General features: G+C 23.6%; 3 protein-coding genes. 1 reads left to right on the top strand and 2 read right to left on the bottom strand.

Annotated elements, in window-relative coordinates; translation table 11 throughout:
• Window positions 1-248: 248 nt before the first annotated feature.
• Entirely contained in the window at window positions 249-989 is a 741-nt protein-coding gene (locus AOG54_RS02035; RefSeq protein WP_055032338.1) for a glycosyltransferase, read from the bottom strand.
• Window positions 990-994: 5 nt separating this feature from the next.
• A complete protein-coding gene (locus tag AOG54_RS10225; protein ID WP_369332876.1) occupies window positions 995-1171 on the bottom strand; it encodes a hypothetical protein in 177 nt (58 codons plus the stop codon).
• A 748-nt stretch (window positions 1172-1919) separates the two neighbouring features.
• Between AOG54_RS10225 and AOG54_RS02030 the strand changes: the two genes are divergently transcribed.
• Window positions 1920-2948: a hypothetical protein gene (locus AOG54_RS02030; protein WP_055032337.1), complete on the top strand. Its 1029-nt coding sequence runs from the start codon at window positions 1920-1922 to the stop codon at window positions 2946-2948.
• Window positions 2949-3484 lie beyond the last annotated feature (536 nt).

The raw sequence follows: 3484 nt of genomic DNA, 5'->3' as shown, positions 1-3484 counted from the left end.
TATTATACCATTGAATTTCCTTATAATAGCATCATCTATTGCATTTATTGCATCCTTAGCTGTGCATGATGTATTATAGTTATAGCCATTCCATTCCTTGGAAAATACATCCTCCTATGAAAAACATATACCTAACATTTTTTTATGCTTCCATGATATATTAAATTTGCTGAATTGTCATGCACAGAATTTGCAGTAAAAGTATTATATTATCCATTATTTTTTATATTAATATTTTCTCATTAAAATTATGGTAGATTTTCTGAAAATAAACTTATATAAAGGAAAAATGCTAAACATAAATAATAATCGGCTCTAAATTTAATAACATCTACAAAGGTTATTAATAAGAATTTAACAGAAACATGAGACTTTTCATCTATTAATTGTTCTTTGTAAATCCAATATTTTAATTTCATCTGCCCATATTGGAAAAATTCAGTATTTTCTAGTAATTTATTTAACATTTCAAGGCTTTTCTTAATCCTTCCTATGTATTTTACCATTTCTGAAGGGGTTTTAGGCTTAGAATTGCCCTCTTTATGTATACTATAAAATGATAATATATCTTTGGTCATTAGTAAATCTAAACCAGAGTGCAATAACTCATAAAATAGGAATTCATCCATATCACCAGGTAAGTTTACAAAGTAATCTAATGTATCTCTATCAATAATAGAGGATCTTATGCTAATGCTGCTTGAATTAACCAATCCACAATAATTAGTAATTTTTCTTAAATGTCTTTTTATTTTCTCATAAGGAATATAATAACCTTTATTAGGTTGTTTCCATAATTTTATTATTTTATTAGATGTTATATTATTTCCTTCACTATCTATTAAAGAAAATGAATTATGTATATAACCTAATTTATCATTCTTTGAAAATAGTTCTAATATCATTTCTAATTTATCGTTTTTAAATAAATCATCATCATCCAAAAAACATAATATGTCGCCTTTAGCTTCCTTAATGCCATATGCCATTAAATTTAATCTTTTCTGTTGAGTTTTTTAACAATGATTTTATAATTATATTTTTTATCTAATTTTACTGTGATATCAAAATTAGTTACAATAATTAAGTCATACTTTGATTGATGAATAGTTTGATTCAGCACAGAATTTATCGCATAATCAATATAATTCTTCCTCTTAAATGCACATATTATAACGCTTATATATGGTCATTCCATTTATTTACGGTAATATAAAATATGATATAAATATTATCACAAAATAAATAGAATAGGATTCATTAATATAAGTAATCATTTTATTGTAATTTTAATACGGTTGCTTATAATATCATACTGGTGTAAACAAAATAACAAAACAAATTGACGATTACGTAAAGGTTTTCAAGAATTATTCCTTAATATATTTACTATGTATATAATTTGATATTGTAATGTACAAGAATTATTCAAGAGAATGAAATCACAGTTAAATATAGATCATTTATTATCAAAATCATTGAATGGAATGATAATAAAAATATTCTCTTACATGATTGCATATATTATTGTAAATATGATAATGGGATCCATAGATATTATTTCGTTCCCTGAGACTATAATGGTATAAGGCATTGTTCTATAACATATTTCAATAATATTTATAATATTGATTTATCTAAAATATAGTTAAATAAATCAGTACATTATAGGAATGCCTTACCTTTACAAGTAAATATTATAAACTTTTATTTAAGAATTTCTGATATTTTCATTATTTATTGTTTATTTTGCATTAATTAATTGATAATTAACCTATCAATGATAATAATTATCATGAATTATATGATAAATAATAATAAATTGGATTAAGAATTTAAAAGAAATGTTTTAATATTGGAAACTGATAAGACATTTAGTGAAGCCAACAATTTAAATAATGTAATATTATATAATATTAATGGGTAAACTTGTATTTGTGCATATTGTAGAAAAAGGAGATTTGGAATTCAAAAGTATATTATTATGCTCTTCTATTAGGAAATACGGTGGTATCTATAAAGATTCTTTAATTTATGCAATTACACCAAGAAAAGATAAAGAAGTTTCATGCCAAACAAAAGAGATTTATAAAAAATTAAATGTTAAATATATTTATAAAAGCCTTAATATAAAATGGTATGATCAACCATATTTAAACTCAATTTATGGTGCTGCATTTATTGAAAAATATTATTTAAACAGTGATGTATCATTTGTATATGTTGATGCAGATACTTTTTTTATTAAGCAACCTGATAAATTAGACCTTGAAAAAAATAAAGTTCAAATAGCAACGACACCAATAGATTCTATAAAAGCTGAGATTGCCAATAGCGATATAAATGATATAAGCGAATATTGGAAACATGTATACAAGCTATTTAATGTTGATATTAATAAATTATGGTGCATTAAAACCCTACATGATAATAAAAATATTGTGGCTTATTTTAACATAGGAATCATTTCTGTAAAACCAAGTTTACAAATTTTTCAAGAATGCTTGGAGAAAATAGAAATGGCATACAATGACCCGTATTTTTCTGGATTGCCAAAAGGTTCATTAGAAAGATTCTATTTAGATCAAGTTTTTACTTCGGCTGCTGTAGTAAAACATCCAAGAGATAAAATCTTATTATTAGATTCTAACTATAATTATTCATTGCCTGTGATGAAACATATTGATCAAAAAAAATTCAAAACTATTGTACATATTCATTATCATCATATGTTTTTTTATAGAAGGACTTTAAAAATTTTTCAAGAAAATGTAGATATTTATAATTTTTTAAAATTATATGTTCCATTTCAACTAGATAAAAAAATTAGAACAATCTTATTTATAAAATCCCATATTCCAATCAAAATTAAAAATTATTTAAGAGAGACAAGTTTAATGAAATATATTAACAAAGTGCTAAACAAAGTGGGCATTAATGTTGGATAAAATTATAACCATATGTTCGCTTAAAAGGCATTCTTTGTTATTTATATATAATTATTTATCAAATCTAAGGGAATAAAATAACGCATATTATTATTCTATTACTTCTTATTTAAAATATGTCAAGAAAAAATATATTATACATATTAAATATTAATAATAGCATAATCAAACATAAATTACGGCAGTTAAATTAACTAAAAGTATCATTATAATATGAGATTAACCAGAAATATTTAAAATCAATGGTCTAAGTAAATGATTTAAAATAATAAAAAAATGTTAAACAAAGTTTATATAAACAATAAATGTTTATTTTTGCACATTGCTATTAAAATATTATAGTTATAAAAGTCAGAAATCATGAAAAACCTTATTTAGCCTCAGCTATATGACGATATAGCTGTGGGAATCGGAGGCGGCTGTTATGCAACTTGACCTTTGAGGTCGTTAGTCAGAATAGCCGCCCTTCGACTCGATTTCATACCTTATTAATATTTAATAAGGTGAATAGGAGTTTGTCGAGTCTTCGATTCTGA

It is taken from the genome of Acidiplasma aeolicum (assembly GCF_001402945.1).
In the GTDB taxonomy this organism is placed as follows: Archaea; Thermoplasmatota; Thermoplasmata; order Thermoplasmatales; family Thermoplasmataceae; genus Acidiplasma; species Acidiplasma aeolicum.
The sequence above is the reverse complement of the archived record's forward strand: the minus strand, read 5'-3'. Positions and strand labels throughout refer to the sequence as shown.

Coding starts and splice junctions, on each gene's coding strand:
- AOG54_RS02030 (WP_055032337.1), top strand. CDS start 1,920: ATGGGTAAACTTGTATTTGTGCATATTGTAGAAAAAGGAGATTTGGAA.
- AOG54_RS02035 (WP_055032338.1), bottom strand. CDS start 989: ATGGCATATGGCATTAAGGAAGCTAAAGGCGACATATTATGTTTTTTG.